We start from the raw sequence: 15,818 nt of genomic DNA, 5'->3' as shown, positions 1-15,818 counted from the left end.
GTGGTCGTCTCCGGCCTGGTGGTGGCCCTGCAGGCCAATTTCTGCCAGGTGCAGCTGGATCTCCCGGGCCCAGGAGCCATCCAACGGCTGCTCTGCATCCGGCGGACCCGCCTCGGCAAGACCGGCCTGCAGGTCTGCGTGGGTGATCGGGTGGAGCTCGACGGCATCGACTGGCCAGCCAGGCGGGGTGCCATCGCCCAGGTGCGGCCACGCCAGAGCCTGCTCGAGCGCCCGGCCGTGGCCAACTGCGACCGGGTGGTGATCGTGGTGGCCCTGGCCGAGCCCGATCTCGATCCGCTGCAACTCAGCCGCTTCCTGCTCAGCGCCGAGGCGACCGGCCAGGCGGTCGAGCTGGTGTTCTCGAAAGCCGATCTGCTGGCCCCGGAGGCTGTGCTGGCCTGGACAGAGCGGGCCGCAGGCTGGGGCTACCAGGCCTTGAGTGTGAGCCTGTCCACGGGGGAAGGGCTGCTCGCCCTGCGCCGCCAGCTCGCCAGGCCAGGCCTGGCCGTGCTCTGCGGGCCGTCGGGGGTGGGCAAGAGCAGCTTGCTCAATGCCCTGATCCCCGACCTGAGCCTGCGGGTGGCGGCGGTGAGCGGGAAGCTGCAGCGGGGGCGCCACACCACCCGCCATGTCGAGCTGTTCCCGCTGGGCCCCGGTGCCCTGCTGGCCGACACGCCCGGCTTCAACCGCCCGGACCTTCCCGCTGATCCCACCCGGCTGGCCGCCCTGTTCCCGGAGCTGGCCCCAGCCCTGGCCGAAGGCGGCTGCCGCTACAGCAATTGCCTGCACCAAGGCGATCCGGGCTGCCGGGTCGGCACCGACTGGGACCGCTTCGCGATCTATCGGCAGTGCCTGCAGGAGCTGGGCGAATCCCGCGCACCAGCAGCGAGCCGGCAGCCGGCGGGCCAACGGCCCGAGCTCAGAATCGACCGGCGGCGGGAGTCATCGCGGCGGCGCCTGTCGCAGCAGGGGGAAGCCCAGGAGCGCGACCGCGACGAGGCCCCCAGCGAGCTCATCCCCCCAGCCCCGGCAGGCTGAGGCCGCCGGTGAGCTCCTCCATCCGCTCCTTCATCGTGGCCGTGGAGCGGTCGTAGGCGGCTTTGAGTGCCTCGAACGTGGCCGCTTCGGTGACAGCGGCACCTTCCGCCACCAGCTCCGGCGCCAGGCGCACCCGCAGGGGCTGCTGGTTGCCTGAGACCCAGACACTGGCGCGGCCATCGGCACTGGTGCCTTCCAGCTCCATGGCATCGAGCTCGTCCTGGAGTTTCTGGGCGTCTTGCTGAATCTGCTGGGCCTTGCGGAAAGCCTCGGTCAGTTGTCCGAAGTTGGGAAGCCCGAAGCCGGCCATGCCTGACATGCGTGTGGCCCACAGGCTAGGGCCTGGGCTTCAGCTCACTCCCGCCGGCCGCTAGGGGGCGAAGTGACCGAGCCGCTTGATCTCAGGGTGCAAGTCGATCTGGTGACTGGCGCGCACGGCCGCCTGCACCTGCTGGATCACCTGGTCGATATGCCCAGCCTTGGCCTCGCCGGTGTTGACGATGAAGTTGGCATGCAGCGGCGAAACCATCGCTCCGCCGACAGCCAGGCCCTTGAGGCCGAGATCCTCGATCAGCCGGCCTGCTTTGAGCGGTTCGGGGTTGCGGAAAACACTGCCGCCGCTGGGTTGGTGATAGGGCTGACTGCTGGTTCGGCTCTGCAGGTTGGCGGTGGTGCGGCGGCTGATCTCGGCTGGATCGTGGCCGGCACTGAGCCTGAAACAGACCGAGAGCACCAGCAGCGGCTCCAGCTGCAGCCGGCTGTGGCGATAGGCGAACTGCAGCTCGGAGCCCTTGAGCGTGAAGGGCTCACCGCCGGCCGCCGGATCCAGCACGGTCACCGTCTCCAGCCATTCGGCCGTGCAGCCCCCCTGGGCGCCGGCATTCATCACCGCAGCACCGCCGGCCGTGCCCGGGATGCCCACCGCCCATTCCAGGCCACTGAGCCCGGCCTTCGCCGCCCGCCTGGCCAGGCTGGGGAGGGGTTCGCCGGCCTGGGCCTCCAGCCAGCCGCTGCTGGCATCGAGCCGGCTTCCCTGCAGGCGCCGGTTGCAGATCACCAGCCCATCGAGCCCCTCATCACTGATCAACAGGTTCGAGCCGGCGCCGATCAGCTGCAGGGGCAGCTGTTCGCTGCCGGCCCAGCGGGCCAGGGCGATCAGTTCATCGCAGGCGGCGGGCTCGGCGAACCATTCGGCCGCTCCGCCCACTTTCCAGGTGGTGTAGTTGAGGAGCGGCACCCGCTGGCGCAGCCCAGCAGGCTGGAAGCTGCCGCTGGCCGGCCGTGGAGAAGCCGCCGTCATGCGGCCAGGGGGGGCGGCGTTGCCTGCGCTTGCCGCTGGACCTGCAACCGGTCCCAGAGACTGTTCACATCCCCGGCGCCCATGACCAGCACCAGGTCGTCCTGGCGCCCGTAACGGCAAACAAGCTGGGCCAGATCATCGAGATCGGCGGCAACTTGAACCGGCAACGCCGGTTGAACCAGGCGGATCTCCGTGGCCAGTCGCTGGCTTGAGATGTCTGGAAGGGGCGCTTCGCCAGCGCTGTAGAGCGGTGCCAGCAAGACCGCATCGGCCTGGGCCAGGGCTGCGGCGAACGGGAGGAGGAACTCCGCTGTGCGGCTGTAGCGATGGGGTTGGAAAACGGCCACCACCCGCTGGGGGGTGGCAGGCAGAGGCGAGCGGCCGCTCTCCACCATCAGATGGGCCAGCTTCAAGGTGGCGTCGACCTCGCTGGGATGGTGGGCATAGTCATCAACAATCAATTGCCCGTCCAGGCAGCCGCGGTAGTCGAAGCGGCGCCCGGGCGACTGCAGCGATTCAATCGCGACGCTCAAATCAGCGAAGGACAGGCCCTGCAACCGGCAGGCAGCCAGGGCGGCCGTGGCATTGCTGAGGTTGTGGCGGCCGGGCAGGGGCAGGCGAACGCGGCCCACACAGATCCCGGATTCATAGAAATCAGCAACAGTGCCGCCGCCATGGGCCTCGACGGCTAGGGCGGCGAAGTCCACCCCTTCAAACGTTTCGATCGACCACCAGGCACCGGGCAGGAAATGTTTCCGCAGCACCGGACAATCGCTGTTCGCCAGGACAAGGCCACAGCCGTCGGCGAACTCAGTCAGGGTCTCGACTAAGGCTTCGAGGTTGGGGTAGTGGTCGGTGTGATCCAGCTCCAGGTTGGTGATCAGCCCAAGGCTGGGCCTGAACTTGACCAGCGAGCCATCGGATTCGTCGGCTTCGGCAACCAGCAGCGGTCCCTGGCCGACCCGCGCGTTGCTCTGAAAGGCCGGAACCATCCCACCGATCACGGCGGTGGGGTCTTGGCCCGTGACGGCCAGGAGCGTGGCGACCAGGGTGCTGGTAGTCGTTTTGCCATGGCTGCCGGCCACAGCAATTGAAGGCTGGGCATTGATCAGGGCCGCCAGCACATCCGAGCGGTAGTGGATCGGCAGACCGGCGGCACGGGCGGCTTCCAGCTCAGGGTTGCCCTCCCTTACCGCCGTGCTGATCACCACCTGGGGTGGAACAGCCATGGCCTGGCACAGGGCCTCAAACGAAGCGGCGTCCTGCGCTGTGTGGATGCGCACGCCCCGACGGCGCAGGTCTTCAACCACGGCACTCTCGCGGCTGTCAGATCCGCTGACCTGAAAGCCCCGCTCCACGAGGATCACCGCTAGCGCGGACATGCCGATGCCACCGATTCCAATGAAATGCAGCGGCTGCTGACGATCAAGCAGAAGTCCCAACGGCCCCACCCAGACGCCCAGAAACTTAATCGTGGATGACCCCCCTTGTCAGCGCTGCCAGTCAGAAGCTTCTGGGAGCTGGCCTCGCTGGCCCTGAAAGGTTGCCAGAGGCCATTTCTGTATGATCAGCATCCAAAACCTATTGCGTTTGCGGGTTTCCCGCCGTTGCCATGACCTTGCGTGTTGCGATCAATGGATTTGGCCGAATTGGTCGCAACTTCATGCGCTGCTGGCTGAGCCGCGGGACTGACACGAATATTGAGGTTGTTGGTCTCAACGACACATCTGATCCGCACACCAACGCGCATCTCCTTCAATACGATTCGATGCTCGGCAAGATTCGTAATGCTGAGGTTGATTACGCCAAAGATTCACTCATCATCAACGGCCAAACGGTCCGTTGCTTCTCAGACCGCAACCCCTTGAACCTTCCCTGGAAAGAATGGGGAGTGGATCTGGTGATCGAAGCCACAGGCGTCTTCATTGACAAAGATGGAGCAAGCAAGCACATCCAGGCTGGCGCCAAAAAAGTCTTGATCACGGCCCCCGGCAAGGGTCCCGGCATCGGCACGTTTGTGGTCGGTGTCAACGAAGGTGATTACAACCATGCCGATTTCGACCTCCTCAGCAACGCCAGTTGCACCACCAACTGCCTAGCTCCGATTGTCAAGGTCCTTGACCAGAACTTCGGGATCATCAAAGGAACGATGACCACGACCCACAGCTATACAGGTGACCAGCGCATTCTTGATGCAAGCCATCGCGATCTGCGCCGGGCCCGGGCTGCGGCGATCAACATCGTGCCCACTTCAACTGGCGCCGCCAAGGCCGTGGCGTTGGTTTATCCGCAGATGGAGGGGAAGCTCAACGGCATTGCCATGCGGGTTCCGACCCCGAACGTGTCGGTGGTGGACCTGGTGGTGGAAGTGAGCCGCGGCACCAGCAAGGAAGAGGTGAATGAAGTCCTCAAAAATGCCTCGCAAAATGGCATGAAAGGAATCATCAAGTACTGCGATCTGCCCCTGGTTTCGTCTGATCACGCCGGTACCGATGAGTCAGCCATCGTTGACGCTGACCTCACCCTGGTGATGGGCGACAACATGGTCAAAGTGATCTCCTGGTACGACAACGAGTGGGGTTACAGCCAGCGGGTCGTCGACCTGGCCGAAATTGTCGCCCGCAACTGGGCCTGATTCAGTCAGGCCTGACTGACCTGCCGGGCCAACTTCAAGGCCCTTCAGTGAAAGTGACTGAAACCCATCATCCGCCGATCCAGCGGTTCGCCGCTGGGCCACCAGCTCAGGTGTCCGCCTGCCTCTGAACCGGTAACCGCGCAGAGCTGGCCGATCGGGCTGGCCCCAGGCAGGGCTTTGAGCAAGGCCTCGGCCCAGGCCGCATCCAGGCCAAGGATCAACTCGAAATCTTCACCTCCCCCCAGACACCAGGCTTCGGCCTGGGCAAGACCATCCATGCCGGCGGCCATCGGCAGGGCACCGCGGTCGAGCTGGGCATCGCAACCGCTGCTGCGGGCAATCGCCGCGACAGCGGCGGCCAGGCCATCACTGCTGTCGGCTCCGGCCACCCGCCAGGGCTGAGCGGCGGGCCTGGCGTCGACCAAGGCGTCCACGGCGTCGAAGCGGGGTTGGGGGCGGCGGTGGGCCGCCAGGCCCCGCTCCAGCAAGCTGGCGGGCAGGGAGGCCGGCAGCGGCTCCCGGCCAAGCACCGCCAGACCGAGCCGACTCAGGCCATGGGGACCGGTGCTGATCAACCGGTCTCCGGGCCGTCCATCGCGGCGCCGGATCGCCCCGGCCGGCCCCAGGCGTCCCAGGGCGGTGATCGCCAGCAGGCGCTGCTGGCCGCTGCTGCAATCGCCGCCCAACAGATCGCCGCCATAGCGATCGAGGGCCTGGCCCAGGCCCCGGTACACCCCCGCCACCCAGCTCCACGGAGTGGCGGGTGGCGCCACCAGGCCGACGGTGAGTCCGATCACCTCCTGGCAGCCCATCGCCGCCAGATCAGAGAGATTGGCGGCTGCGGCGCGCCAGCCCAGATCCTCGGGATCGAGGGTGGCATCACTGAAGTGAACGCCTTCCACCAAGACATCGGTGTTGAGCACCAGCACACCTCCGCTGCGTTCCTGCAGCAGGGCGGCATCATCATCGAGCTGTCCGGGCGGCGCAAAAGCGGCGATCCGCTCCAGCAGCCCTGATTCGCCCAGGTCAGCCAGGGTCGGATCGCTGCCCTCAGCCATGGGGCCGCAGGTTCTCGGCCCCTTCCAGCACGGTGGCTTTAACAATCCCATCGCTCCCGGTCAGCTCCTCGAGCACCTCAAAGCCATCGACCACATAGCCGAAGGCGGCGTAGCGGCCGTCGATCAAGTTGAGGCCAGCGGGGGTGAGTTCCGCCGTAAACAGGAACAGAAAGAACTGGGACGAGCCATCGTCGAGGGCCTCATCGGAGTGGGCCCAGCCCAATGTTCCCTTGGTGGCGAAGGGAAGCACGGGGGTGGCCTTGAAGATCCCCAGATCCTCGAATGTCTGGTTGTAGAAGGGCTGGTCCTCGCCGGGCACCATGATTTCCAGAGGAACGCGGCGTTGCTGCTGACTGGTGGGATCGATGTAGCCATCGGCGGGGCCGATGGGATCTCCGGTCTGGAGCACATAGAAGTCCTCGGCGCGGCCGAACGGCAGGCCGTCGTAGAAGCCGCGCTGAACCAGATCAACGAAGGCCCCGGCCGTGAGGGGGGCGTTGTAGCCGTCGACCACGGCGGTAAGGGTGCCCTTGGTGGTGGCCAGCTCGATCGTGGCCCTGCCGAGCAGCCGTGGCAGAGCCACGAACGTTTCGGGGATCTCGAAGGGGAACGGCCCCACCAGCAACGATTCCGCGCTGCCGATCGTGCTCAAGGCAGCCCGGCGGCTGGTGAGAAAGGCGTCGCGGTCGCGGGCTTCGGTTGCTTCAGCAAGCGTCCGCCAATCCAGCTCCAGCTGGTCGAGCAGGCTCTCGGCCGTTGCCTGCTGCTCGGAGGGAAAGTTGCTGATCAGCCTGGCGCGGCGACTGGTCAGCAACGACTGGCCGCGGCGCACGGCGTTGCTCAGGGAGCTCCAGCGCTTGGCACGCAGGTCGTCACTGGTGCCCTCCAGGCGGTGCTGGAGGTCTTGCAGATCCGTCTCTGGAATCGGCAGGGCATTGCGCAGCAGAGCGGAAGGATCGCTGACCGCATTGCCGGGGGAAGGCCAGCGGCGGCGGGGTGCACCGCCAAGAGGTTGACGACAAGCGCCAGCAGCAGGGCTAGCCCCGGGGCCAGCAGGCGTTGCTTCAGAGCCAACCGGATCCCTTTCATGGCTGATTGAGTCTCTCAGCGGACTTTGGCACAACCAGCCGGCCAGCCCCCCACAGCCAGCCCGGCAGCGGAAGACCCGCCGAGGAAGGGCAGCCGTACAATCCCGCTCAAACGTTCCGCCGGAATGATCTCCAGCAACGACTTTCGCACCGGTACCACGATCGAGCTCGATGGCCAGGTCTGGAGAGTCGTCGAATTTCTTCATGTCAAACCGGGCAAGGGCTCGGCCTTCGTGCGCACCAAGCTGAAAGGCGTTCAAAGCGGCAGCGTTGTCGACAAGACCTTTCGCGCCGGTGAAACCGTTGCCCAGGCCGTGCTCGAGAAATCGACGCTTCAGCTGACCTACATGGAAGCCGAGGACTTCGTGTTCATGGACATGGCGAGTTTTGAAGAAACCCGCCTGTCCGCCAAACAGATCGGCGACGGCCGCAAGTACCTCAAGGAGGGCATGGAGGTGAATGTGGTGTCGTGGAACGACGTGCCGCTGGAAGTGGAACTTCCCAACTCCGTCGTCCTGGAGGTCACCCAGACCGATCCCGGCGTCAAGGGTGACACCGCCACGGGGGGCACCAAACCGGCCATCGTCGAAACCGGGGCCCAGATCATGGTGCCCCTGTTCATCACGATTGGGGAGAAGATCAAGATCGACACGCGCAACGACAGCTATCTCGGCAGGGAGTCCTGAGGCACCATGCAGCTCGACCATGACCAGCTCCATCGTCTGCTCGCCGTCCTTGAGCAGAGCGATATTCAGGAGTTCAAGCTCGAAGGGGACGACTTCCGGCTTGAAGTGCGCCGCAATCTGCCTGCCCCGGCTGCCCTAGCCGTGCCCCAGGCCCCTGCGGCCACTGTCACAGCTCCGGCTCAGGCCGTCAGCGGCAGCCAGGCCACCGCCCCCTCGGTCCCACCACCGGCTGCCCCTGCCCTGCGCGCCGATCTGGTCGAGATCACCGCGCCGATGGTGGGCACCTTCTACCGGGCGGCGAGCCCGGATGATCCGCCGTTTGTTGAACTCGGCAGCCGGATCACGGTTGGACAGCCGGTCTGCATCCTCGAAGCGATGAAGCTGATGAACGAGCTCGAGGCTGAAGTGAGTGGCGAAGTGGTCGAAATCCTGGTGGAAAACGGCACACCGGTGGAATATGGCCAGGTGCTGGTGCGCCTCAAACCAGGCTGAACAGGGGCGCCGCTCAACCCAGCTCCCAGGCGGTTTCCAGGGCGGCCCGCATGCTCATCGATCGGGCGATCCCCAAGCCAGCGATGTCGAAACCGGTGCCGTGATCCGGTGAGGTGCGCAAGAAGGGCAGCCCCAGGCTGGTGTTCACTGCGGCATCGAAGGCCAGCAACTTGACCGGGATCAAGCCCTGGTCGTGGTACAGCGCCAGGTAGCCATCCGGACCAAGGGCCTCACCGCGCCAGGCGGCGGCAGCACCCAGCCAACAGGTGTCGGGTGGCAGGGGGCCGATGAGTTCCACCTCGGGATGGGAGCGCCGCCAGCGCTCCAGCACTGGAATCAGCCAGTCCTGCTCCTCGCAGCCGAGCAGTCCGCTTTCGCCGGCATGGGGATTGAGCCCGGCGACCACGAGCCGGGGTTTGGGGACAAAGCGACGGCAGAAGGCCAGCAGCACCTCCAGCTTGCGCTCCACCAGGGCGGGGCCGAGCTGCTGGGCCACCGCTGCCAGGGGGATGTGGGTGGTGGCCAACAGGGTGTTGAGTCGCCAGGTTCCGTGGGGGGAGCGGGCGGTGAACAGCATGGAGGGATCGGCGCTGTCACTGAGTTCCGCCAGCCGCTCGGTCTGGCCCGGGTAGGCGTGACCGGCCGCGTGCCACGCCTGTTTGGCGATCGGGGCGGTGGTGAGGGCATGGCACTGGCCGCGTTCCACCAGCTCGGCTGCTGCCGTCAGCCAGGCGAAGCTGGCCCGGCCGCTGGCCGCACTGCCGCAGCCGGGCGGCAGGTCCTCGGCCAGGGGCAGATCGAGGATCGGATAGTTGGCGGGATTGGCCAGGGGCACTGCGCTGACCCCCTGCAAGGCCGCATGGCTGTGCTCCAACCAGCGGCGGCAACCGACCAGAACCACCTCAAGGCCCCGGCCCTCCAGCTCGGCGAGTGCCTTGAGGGTCACCTCGACGCCGATGCCGGCGGGATCTCCGAGGGAGAGGGCGATGCGCCGCTGCCTACCCTGGAGTTTGGGGATCGCCTCGCTCATGATCCGTTGGCTGCTGATTGGTTCAATGTTTTTCGGCCTGGGAACGGGGCTGCGACGGGGCTGGGTGGCAATCGATTGGTGTCGTTTCCTGGCGGATACCAATTTGCCAAGCCTGAACAGTCTTCAACCGGAAGCCCCTGTGGTCTGCCCTTCGGTGGTCTCCGGCCAGGCCACTCCTGCCGGCCGATGAGCCTCCACGTCATTTTGGTGTACCGACACCGCTGAGCTCCTCGGCAAGACAGGCGCGATAGCCCTGGCGGTAGCTCGGATAGCGCAGCTGGTAGCCCAGCTCACGGCATAGCCGGCGGTTGCTGACGCGGCGATTTTCGGCCCAGAAACTCAGGGCCATCGGGCTGAGCTCGCCAGCCAGCTGGTCGAAGGACTCCACCAATGGCAACTTGCAGCCCAGCAGGTGGGCGGCATAGCCCAGGGTCTGGCTCGATGAACAGGGCTCGTCATCGGCCAGGTTCAGCAACTCCGGGCGCTGGGCTGCCGGTAATTGGCGGCAGAACAGCAGGCTGGAGGCGATGTCATCGACGTGGATGCGGCTGAACACCTGGCCGGGTTTGTGGATCATGCGGCTGCTGCCATCACGCAGCTTTTGAAAAGGAGTACGACCGGGGCCATAGATCGCCGGCAGCCGGAACACCTGCACCGGCAGGCCGCTTCCGAGCCAGAGCTGCTCGCAGGCGAGCCGGGCCTGGCTGCGCGGCAGACCCGGCCTTGGGATCACGCCCTCGCCAACCCAGCCGCCGGCCTGATCCCCGTAGACCCCAGTGGTGGAGAGATAGCCCAGCCATTGCAGCGGCAGTTGGGCGAGGAGCGGCGCCAGGCTGGCAAACACGGGGTCACGTCCCTGCCGGTCCGGTGGCACCGTCACCAACACCTCGGTGGTGCCTGCCAGCTCGGATAACGGCGGCACCAGGCCACGGTCAGGGTCGCAGACCAGCCAGCGGAGGCCAGGGGACGCATCGCTCCCGGCCACCTGGCGGCGGGTGAGCGTGACAGCCATTCCCTGCGCCGCAGCGGCGCGAGCGAAACGAAGACCGCTGTAGCCGCCGCCGATCACCAGCAGCTTCGCGGCCGCGGCCTTGACATCGCTCGATGGCATGAGTACACCTGTATCAGTGTTGTTCTGTTGACCGATGGCGGCCTCCTGTTTCTCTACATCCAGCTCCCTATCCCGCGACCCAGTCCGCTCCGTGGTCGCTGCCCGCAGGCCCGTCGCCAGCGGCCAACAACGGGCCGCGCGCCGGCGATCAAGCCAGGCCTGGCAACGGGCCATGCCCGCCGCCTGTGCCCTTGCTCTGCTGGCGGCCGCCGTGGTGATCGCACCGGAGCGCCCCTGGGTTGATGGCCAGATCTGCCAGCGTCACCAGAACCCTGCGGCCTGCCGGGTCTGGTGACCTGGGGCCACCGGTTCAGGCGGCCTGCCAGACCATGCCGGCAGGGCCCTGCTCCGTGGGGGTCTGTTGGGTCGCAGCCGCAAGCTCTGGGGTGGCCCACTGCAGCAGTCGCACAGCCAGCCGCAGATCACCGTCCATCCAGGCGCGGATCGCCATGGCCCGCCGGGGATCGTAAAAGCGTTGCTGCCGGTACCAATCGAAGGCATCGGCATCGCTCTTGTGGCCGTTGCAGGCCAGGCAGGCCGGCACGCAATTGGCGGTCACACTCAGACCACCGTGACAACGGGGCATGAGGTGATCAATGGATTCGGAGCGATCACCGCAATAAATGCAACGGTGATGGGTGTATTTATGGAGAGATTGACGCCAGTGTCTGACCCTAAGTTTGGGGCAGAGTTCTTCAAGAAAGACCGCATCTCTGGCGTGCATCTCCTTGATTCAATTTGGGCCAGTTTGCACCGGAAAGCTCTGCTGTCAATGTGTCGACCACTGCATTTTAACGGCTTGCCATCCGGCTTGTCCTCCGGGGGGCTGGCTTAGATTCCAACCGAGCTGCGCGGCCTGTTTCTGTCTGGCGCCCCTCCTGCTCCGGTCAGCCGAGCCCCCACCGCTGCTGCGGCAGCAAACAGCAGCAGCGGTGCCAGTTGCCGGCTTGCCCTGGGCCCGGCCGGATTGATCGAGGTGATCTCTCCCTTCGATCCCGTCACCCAGGCGCAGTTGCGCGCCGTCAGGCCCCGGGGTGAGTGGCGGGCCCGTCGGCACTGCTGGGAGTTTCCCTTGGAAGCCTCGCTGGCCCTGCGCCAGCTGCTGGGGAGACAGTTTCGCATCGACGCCGAACTGAGCGAGTGGATGGACTGGCTGGAGCAGCCCTTGCCGCCCTTGCCGGCCCACCGCGAGCTTGTTGCCGCCGCCGATCTTGAGCGCTGCCTGCCCGATGGTCGCCGGCTGTATGCCCATCAGCGGTTAGCCGTCCGCTGGTTGCTGGCCCGCCGCGGCGCCCTGCTGGCCCATCCGATGGGCCTGGGCAAAACCCTCACCGCCCTGGCCGCCGCCCGGGCGATGGCCCGCCTGGCCGACTGCCGCATCGCCGTGATCGCCCCGGGCGGACTCCATGCCCACTGGCGCCAGGAAGCGATCGCACTCGGACTGCAGTTGGAGTTGATCAGCTGGGGCCGACTTCCCCGCTGCCTGCCCCCAGCCGGAACCGTTTTGCTGGTGGATGAGGCGCACTATGCCCAGAATCTTGGCGCCGCCCGCACCCAGGCCCTGTTGCGCCTGGCGCGTCACCCCCGTCTGCGCGCCATTTGGCTGCTCACCGGCACGCCGATGAAGAACGGCCGTCCAGCCCAGCTGTTCCCCTTGCTGATGGCGATCGGCCACCCACTTGGTCTCAATCAGCTGGCCTTTGAGCAGCGCTACTGCCAGGGCCATTGGCGTCAGATCGGCGAACGGCGTCAGTGGCAGGCCAGCGGTGCGGAACGCCTCGAAGAGCTCCAGGCTCTGACCCGTCCCCTGTTACTGCATCGCCGCAAGCAGGACTGCCTGGAACTCCCCCCCAAACGGCGCCGATTTCAGGCGGTGGATCTGAGCACAACGGAAGGCAGGGGATTCCAACACCTGCTGCAGGCCAAGGTGAACGACTACCGCCGTCGGGCGGCCCGCGGCGAGGTGCGCCCCGGCGCCGAATCGCTGGCCATGCTCACCGCCCTGCGCCAGATCGGGGCCCAGTACAAATTGCCCGCAGCCCGGGAGCTGGTGGCGGAATTGTTGCAGCGCCAGGAGGCCGTGGTCGTGTTCACGGCGTTCGTGGCCGCCGCCGAGCTGTTGCAGCAGCATTTGGGCGGTGCCTTGATTACCGGCCGCTTGAAGCCCGCCGAACGCCAGGGAGAGGTGAATCGCTTTCAGGCCGGCGAAACCTCACTGCTGGTCGCCACCTTCGGCAGCGGCGGCATTGGTTTCAACCTGCACCGCGCAGCCCACGTGATCCTGATCGAGCGTCCCTGGACCCCAGGCGACGCCGAGCAGGCCGAAGACCGTTGCCATCGCATCGGCATGGCGGGCCCCCTGACCAGCCACTGGCTCCAACTTGGCGTTGCCGATCAGCTGGTCGATGGCCTGATCACCAGCAAGGCCGAACGCATCGCCCTGTTGCTTGAAGGGCGGCAGACCAGCCTGCGGCGGCGGGCCCTGCCGGCCATGGTTCGGGAGCTGCTCGAAGGCTGGTAGAGCTGGGCCTGATCAGCCGGATTAACGCAACGACTGCGGCAGCGGGGCACGCTCGCGGCAGCTTTCCTGGCGGACGCGGACATCAATGCCCAGCTGGGGATCCCCATCGACCTCACCGCTATCGAGCAGGGCGGCGGCTTGATCGATATCCCTGCAGGCTGCCTTGGGATCTTCGTTGAGGCTATGAAGCACGAAGCGATCGTTCAAGGGCTGCGGATCCTGGGGGAACTGCGCTACCACCTGATCACAGGCCAGCAAGGCCTTCTCCAGCGCGTCCACCCTGACGTCCTTCAGGCAGTCGTCACGGCTGAGGCGATTGGGGTCGAGCGGCGGTGGCGAAGCCCGGCAGGCCCCCAGGCAGACCCCGACAAGAGCAATCACCAAAAGCCGCAGGGAACGGATCACCGCAGAACGGATCTCAATAGTTGTAGCGATCATCCCTGGTGGTCCCACCACTGGGAATGGCCATGGGGCCTTCAGCGAAAGCGCTGTTGTCCGCCGTACCCCGCTGGGTCGGGGCGGAGGCTCCCTGTTCCGAGCCGAACAAAGCCCCCAGGTAGCGGCCGCAATCGGGGAAGGCACTGGGATTGTTGACCACGGCCTCGGTGATCATCACCGCCCCGTGCTGAGGCGATGTCTTGAACAGGCTGGCGCTCTGCCGTTTGATCAAGGCATAGGCGGCCGTCCAACTGACCTCATGGTCATTGCCTGATTGGCGCATGAAGCAATACACCTCCGCCCCTTTGGAGGAAGGATCGGAGCCTGCAGCCACCGTGGTCTGGCTGCGAACCGGTGCCGGCAGCACCAAGGCAGCCAGCACCGGTGCCAGAACGACGCCAAGACGCAGCAGCGGCGAGAGACGAAGCGAACGCAGAGCAACCATGGAAAGCGTTGGTGAACCCGGACCTATGGGCCCAACGTATCGGCCAACTTCCAACTGTCGAGGGCCAGGGCCTGTCTTGATCAACCGGAGGGATGACCCGTTGTGGTCGAAGCGAGCAAGCGCACGGCCAGCGGCAGCACGATCAGCACGGTGATCAGCCGCACAACATGAAGGGTGGCCACCGCGGCCCCAACCCCGAACTCCGCGCCCACCAGGCTCATGCCGGTGATCCCACCCGGCGCGGCCCCGAGCAACATGATCACCGGATCAACCCCGAGCAGCCGGCTGCACCAGAGCCCGACCACCAGGCCGGCCGCCACCAGCGTCACGGTGATCAAGATGGCCGGCCGCCAGAGCAGACGAAGTTCACTCAGCGCCGAACCGGTCAGGCCGGTACCGATCACCGTGCCGATGCCGATTTCCAACAGGGTGCGCGTTCCCATCGGCCACTCTGCGGCCTCAAGACGGCCACTCATGCTGACCAGGCCAGCCCCGAGCAGGGCGCCAGCCAGGGGGGCCGCTGGAATCCCCGTGCGCAGTGCCAAAAGCCCACCCACCAGACCGCAGAGCATGTAGGGCAGCAAAGAACTCGTCAGGGCCATGCCCGGGTGGTCGATCAGAGCTTCCGCAGTCTGGACGCTGACTTGAGTCCGGCGAGTTTTTGTGCTGTCATCGGCTCTACTGCCGCTCCTTGATGGCACCTGAATCGGTTTCCTTTCGGATCACGCGCACGGCCGAAGACCTCGCCCAGACGGTGAGCGCCCTGTCCCACCGACTGGTGAAGTTGGAACAACGGCTCGGGACGCTGGAGCTGGCTTTGGATCATCGCCAGGAGGGCGATCCCGGCGAACTGGCTGCTCTGACGAATGTGGAGGGGCTGCTCCGTGATTGCCGGCTGCTTCTAGATGACTCATCCGAGGCTTCCGATCCTCCCATTCAGGACTCCCTGCAGGACTCCGTTGAGAACTCCGTGCAGGGACCGGAACCGTTCTCGACGCCGCTGACCACGGCCGCCGAAAAACCGGAAGGCTTCGCCAACGCCGCTTGAGCACTGAGCCCGTATCGCATCACACGGCCTGGGATGTCAAAATGAAAAGAAATGCAACCATGGCGCCTTCGTTTCCGGCCTGCCCTCTGCCCCGTCCCCTCAGCGCAGAGCAGCACAAGTCAGGCTCACCCCGTCAGCCCGCTTCGGTGTTCATCGAGGGAGGACATCAGCTTGAAAAACTTGAATTCTCCCTTGCTGTCGCCATGGCCAAAGGGGAGTTTTCGAGGGCTGATCAGCTCCGCTCCATGATTGCTGATCTCGGCGGAGAAGGGGAAGAACCAGGCACTTGATAACGCTGCAATGTAATCTGCAGAGGTTTGGCAATCAGAGTTGATTTTTCTGTGGCTCCTTTTCAACTTTTAAGCAAGCCCCGCTCCATCTTAAAGGACAATTCACCGAGGACTTCGCAGAGGAATACGTCTGTTTTGACGCAAACGAACGCTGTTCATCTGAACGATTCCCTGCGCAACGTCAGCCTCCAGCAAAAAGGGCAGCGGGCGGCCCTGCTGCTGGAGCTTGAAGGATTGGAAGCTGAAGCACAGCAGGCAGCAGCCCAAGGAGACCTGGGCAAGGCGGGCCGTGGAATCCTCAAGATTCTTGATTGCGAGAGGCGCGTCAGCGGCTTGGGCCCACAGGTGCTCCAATTGATCAAGCCCCGTTCTTGATCCAGCCAGACGCTTCTCAATTCAGGGTTAAGCGTTACAGACCCATTTTTGTTTCATCCAGCCCAGCGGCCAGCAGGAAGAGGTTGCGCGCGCGACGTTTCGCTGGATGAACTGACTCAATTTTTGGCCGCGCTTTTGCCTTTTGTCTGAAAAAGCTTTAAACTGTTAATAGCAAGCGGGTGACCGGATTCGAACCGGCGACGTTCAGCTTGGGAAGCTGACATTCTACCACTGAATTACACCCGCACTCACCCAAAGTAGCA

20 protein-coding genes and 1 tRNA gene are annotated in these 15,818 nt (G+C 65.4%); 9 read left to right on the top strand and 12 right to left on the bottom strand.

What is annotated here, in order from left to right; genetic code table 11:
- On the top strand, positions 1 to 1,038 hold the full coding sequence (gene rsgA / locus BM449_RS07815; protein WP_083544465.1) for a ribosome small subunit-dependent GTPase A: 1,038 nt from the start codon (positions 1 to 3) through the stop codon (positions 1,036 to 1,038).
- Here the strand turns inward: rsgA and BM449_RS07810 are convergent.
- The 3 genes from BM449_RS07810 to murC are packed head-to-tail and all read right to left on the bottom strand — an operon-like array spanning position 1,013 to position 3,780.
- On the bottom strand, positions 1,013 to 1,348 hold the full coding sequence (locus tag BM449_RS07810) for a YbaB/EbfC family nucleoid-associated protein (RefSeq protein WP_071802086.1): 336 nt from the start codon (positions 1,346 to 1,348) through the stop codon (positions 1,013 to 1,015). The genes rsgA and BM449_RS07810 overlap by 26 nt on opposite strands.
- Before the next feature lie 60 nt (positions 1,349 to 1,408).
- The gene (gene murB / locus BM449_RS07805; RefSeq protein ID WP_071800758.1) at positions 1,409 to 2,338 is read right to left on the bottom strand and encodes a UDP-N-acetylmuramate dehydrogenase; all 930 of its coding nucleotides are present in this window, start codon (positions 2,336 to 2,338) and stop codon (positions 1,409 to 1,411) included.
- Entirely contained in the window at positions 2,335 to 3,780 is a 1,446-nt protein-coding gene (murC, locus tag BM449_RS07800) for a UDP-N-acetylmuramate--L-alanine ligase (RefSeq protein ID WP_120352772.1), read from the bottom strand. The genes murB and murC overlap by 4 nt, the downstream gene beginning before the upstream one ends.
- Positions 3,781 to 3,950: 170 nt before the next feature.
- Between murC and BM449_RS07795 the strand changes: the two genes are divergently transcribed.
- Complete coding sequence (locus BM449_RS07795; RefSeq protein ID WP_071800756.1) at positions 3,951 to 4,973, top strand: type I glyceraldehyde-3-phosphate dehydrogenase; 1,023 nt, start codon at positions 3,951 to 3,953, stop codon at positions 4,971 to 4,973.
- Between the two features lie 44 nt (positions 4,974 to 5,017).
- Here BM449_RS07795 and thiL read toward each other — a convergent pair whose 3' ends face one another.
- Entirely contained in the window at positions 5,018 to 6,031 is a 1,014-nt protein-coding gene (thiL, locus tag BM449_RS07790; RefSeq protein ID WP_071800755.1) for a thiamine-phosphate kinase, read from the bottom strand.
- Positions 6,024 to 7,154, bottom strand: a complete 1,131-nt coding sequence (locus tag BM449_RS07785) for a peptidylprolyl isomerase (RefSeq protein WP_233830570.1) — start codon at positions 7,152 to 7,154, stop codon at positions 6,024 to 6,026. Before BM449_RS07785 ends, thiL begins: the two co-directional genes overlap by 8 nt.
- A gap of 90 nt (positions 7,155 to 7,244) precedes the next feature.
- On the opposite strand from BM449_RS07785, the gene efp reads away from it, so the two are divergent.
- Together efp and accB are read left to right on the top strand one after the other, a co-directional pair.
- A complete protein-coding gene (gene efp, locus BM449_RS07780) occupies positions 7,245 to 7,805 on the top strand; it encodes an elongation factor P (protein ID WP_071800754.1) in 561 nt (186 codons plus the stop codon).
- Positions 7,806 to 7,811: 6 nt separating this feature from the next.
- Positions 7,812 to 8,297 carry an acetyl-CoA carboxylase biotin carboxyl carrier protein gene (accB, locus tag BM449_RS07775; RefSeq protein ID WP_071800753.1) on the top strand — a complete coding sequence of 162 codons (486 nt, stop codon included), beginning with the start codon at positions 7,812 to 7,814 and terminating at the stop codon, positions 8,295 to 8,297.
- A 13-nt stretch (positions 8,298 to 8,310) separates the two neighbouring features.
- On the opposite strand, the gene pdxA is transcribed toward accB, so the two are convergent.
- Both pdxA and BM449_RS07760 read right to left on the bottom strand, forming a co-directional pair.
- Entirely contained in the window at positions 8,311 to 9,327 is a 1,017-nt protein-coding gene (gene pdxA, locus BM449_RS07770; protein WP_071800752.1) for a 4-hydroxythreonine-4-phosphate dehydrogenase PdxA, read from the bottom strand.
- 199 nt (positions 9,328 to 9,526) lie between these two features.
- Positions 9,527 to 10,438, bottom strand: a complete 912-nt coding sequence (locus BM449_RS07760; RefSeq protein ID WP_071802085.1) for an NAD(P)-dependent oxidoreductase — start codon at positions 10,436 to 10,438, stop codon at positions 9,527 to 9,529.
- Positions 10,439 to 10,529: 91 nt separating this feature from the next.
- Here BM449_RS07760 and BM449_RS14990 point away from each other — a divergent pair, with 91 nt between their 5' ends.
- The gene (locus BM449_RS14990; RefSeq protein ID WP_145536721.1) at positions 10,530 to 10,733 is read left to right on the top strand and encodes a serine protease inhibitor; all 204 of its coding nucleotides are present in this window, start codon (positions 10,530 to 10,532) and stop codon (positions 10,731 to 10,733) included.
- A 15-nt stretch (positions 10,734 to 10,748) separates the two neighbouring features.
- Here BM449_RS14990 and BM449_RS07755 read toward each other — a convergent pair whose 3' ends face one another.
- Complete coding sequence (locus BM449_RS07755; protein WP_083544464.1) at positions 10,749 to 11,162, bottom strand: HNH endonuclease; 414 nt, start codon at positions 11,160 to 11,162, stop codon at positions 10,749 to 10,751.
- Between the two features lie 243 nt (positions 11,163 to 11,405).
- Between BM449_RS07755 and BM449_RS07750 the strand changes: the two genes are divergently transcribed.
- Positions 11,406 to 12,959 carry a DEAD/DEAH box helicase gene (locus tag BM449_RS07750; RefSeq protein WP_233830567.1) on the top strand — a complete coding sequence of 518 codons (1,554 nt, stop codon included), beginning with the start codon at positions 11,406 to 11,408 and terminating at the stop codon, positions 12,957 to 12,959.
- A gap of 21 nt (positions 12,960 to 12,980) precedes the next feature.
- On the opposite strand, the gene BM449_RS07745 is transcribed toward BM449_RS07750, so the two are convergent.
- The 3 genes from BM449_RS07745 to BM449_RS07735 all read right to left on the bottom strand — a co-directional run bounded on the left by BM449_RS07745 (position 12,981) and on the right by BM449_RS07735 (position 14,459).
- Positions 12,981 to 13,364 carry a hypothetical protein gene (locus tag BM449_RS07745; protein ID WP_071800749.1) on the bottom strand — a complete coding sequence of 128 codons (384 nt, stop codon included), beginning with the start codon at positions 13,362 to 13,364 and terminating at the stop codon, positions 12,981 to 12,983.
- A gap of 13 nt (positions 13,365 to 13,377) precedes the next feature.
- Complete coding sequence (locus BM449_RS07740) at positions 13,378 to 13,842, bottom strand: DUF6554 family protein (RefSeq protein ID WP_233830564.1); 465 nt, start codon at positions 13,840 to 13,842, stop codon at positions 13,378 to 13,380.
- Between the two features lie 80 nt (positions 13,843 to 13,922).
- Positions 13,923 to 14,459, bottom strand: a complete 537-nt coding sequence (locus BM449_RS07735) for an AbrB family transcriptional regulator (RefSeq protein ID WP_255448100.1) — start codon at positions 14,457 to 14,459, stop codon at positions 13,923 to 13,925.
- A 77-nt stretch (positions 14,460 to 14,536) separates the two neighbouring features.
- On the opposite strand from BM449_RS07735, the gene BM449_RS15425 reads away from it, so the two are divergent.
- Genes BM449_RS15425 through BM449_RS07720 form a run of 3 tightly spaced genes read left to right on the top strand, consistent with a single transcriptional unit; the run spans position 14,537 to position 15,555 of the window.
- Positions 14,537 to 14,890, top strand: a complete 354-nt coding sequence (locus BM449_RS15425; RefSeq protein WP_233830561.1) for a LysR family transcriptional regulator — start codon at positions 14,537 to 14,539, stop codon at positions 14,888 to 14,890.
- Positions 14,891 to 14,949: 59 nt separating this feature from the next.
- Positions 14,950 to 15,180 (top strand): hypothetical protein, encoded by a 231-nt coding sequence (locus BM449_RS07725; RefSeq protein WP_071800747.1) that lies wholly within the window; start codon positions 14,950 to 14,952, stop codon positions 15,178 to 15,180.
- A 27-nt stretch (positions 15,181 to 15,207) separates the two neighbouring features.
- A complete protein-coding gene (locus BM449_RS07720; protein ID WP_145536717.1) occupies positions 15,208 to 15,555 on the top strand; it encodes a hypothetical protein in 348 nt (115 codons plus the stop codon).
- A 174-nt stretch (positions 15,556 to 15,729) separates the two neighbouring features.
- Here the strand turns inward: BM449_RS07720 and BM449_RS07715 are convergent.
- Positions 15,730 to 15,801, bottom strand: a tRNA-Gly gene (locus BM449_RS07715).
- Positions 15,802 to 15,818 lie beyond the last annotated feature (17 nt).

The sequence above is a fragment of the Synechococcus sp. SynAce01 genome (genome assembly GCF_001885215.1).
Lineage (GTDB): Bacteria > Cyanobacteriota > Cyanobacteriia > PCC-6307 > Cyanobiaceae > Regnicoccus > Regnicoccus frigidus.
The sequence above is the reverse complement of the archived record's forward strand: the minus strand, read 5'-3'. Positions and strand labels throughout refer to the sequence as shown.

Coding starts and splice junctions, on each gene's coding strand:
- efp (WP_071800754.1), top strand. CDS start 7,245: ATGATCTCCAGCAACGACTTTCGCACCGGTACCACGATCGAGCTCGAT.
- BM449_RS15425 (WP_233830561.1), top strand. CDS start 14,537: ATGGCACCTGAATCGGTTTCCTTTCGGATCACGCGCACGGCCGAAGAC.
- BM449_RS07760 (WP_071802085.1), bottom strand. CDS start 10,438: ATGCCATCGAGCGATGTCAAGGCCGCGGCCGCGAAGCTGCTGGTGATC.
- BM449_RS07755 (WP_083544464.1), bottom strand. CDS start 11,162: ATGCACGCCAGAGATGCGGTCTTTCTTGAAGAACTCTGCCCCAAACTT.
- murB (WP_071800758.1), bottom strand. CDS start 2,338: ATGACGGCGGCTTCTCCACGGCCGGCCAGCGGCAGCTTCCAGCCTGCT.
- BM449_RS07795 (WP_071800756.1), top strand. CDS start 3,951: ATGACCTTGCGTGTTGCGATCAATGGATTTGGCCGAATTGGTCGCAAC.
- pdxA (WP_071800752.1), bottom strand. CDS start 9,327: ATGAGCGAGGCGATCCCCAAACTCCAGGGTAGGCAGCGGCGCATCGCC.
- BM449_RS07725 (WP_071800747.1), top strand. CDS start 14,950: ATGGCGCCTTCGTTTCCGGCCTGCCCTCTGCCCCGTCCCCTCAGCGCA.
- accB (WP_071800753.1), top strand. CDS start 7,812: ATGCAGCTCGACCATGACCAGCTCCATCGTCTGCTCGCCGTCCTTGAG.
- BM449_RS07810 (WP_071802086.1), bottom strand. CDS start 1,348: ATGGCCGGCTTCGGGCTTCCCAACTTCGGACAACTGACCGAGGCTTTC.
- BM449_RS07740 (WP_233830564.1), bottom strand. CDS start 13,842: ATGGTTGCTCTGCGTTCGCTTCGTCTCTCGCCGCTGCTGCGTCTTGGC.
- thiL (WP_071800755.1), bottom strand. CDS start 6,031: ATGGCTGAGGGCAGCGATCCGACCCTGGCTGACCTGGGCGAATCAGGG.